We start from the raw sequence: 229 nt of genomic DNA on the forward strand, positions 1-229 counted from the left end.
CAATATAGCTGTACGTTCTATGAACTTTTTTGATCATTTTAAGAATATTTCAGTCTTATGGGCGCAAACCATTCCATCTGACAATAGTGTCCATCGTATGCATTGGTATCAATCTTCTCGAAAAAAAATTCGTCGTCCATGAGCTCATATCTCCCTTTTTGCTCTTCTACAAGCTTATCGATGGCGCTATACAGTGCCTTTGCGCGTAGTCCATCAATCTCCTCGTAAT

Annotated in this window: 1 protein-coding gene; it reads right to left on the reverse strand. The window is 39.3% G+C overall.

The annotated features are described in order from the left end of the window. Positions 1 to 38 precede the first annotated feature (38 nt). A partial coding sequence (locus AOA60_RS33465) for a hypothetical protein (protein ID WP_218240795.1) occupies positions 39 to 229 on the reverse strand: 191 nt, incomplete at its 5' end.

The organism is Pseudomonas sp. 2822-17, from assembly GCF_002742485.1.
Taxonomy (GTDB): Bacteria; Pseudomonadota; Gammaproteobacteria; order Pseudomonadales; family Pseudomonadaceae; genus Aquipseudomonas; species Aquipseudomonas cyclaminis.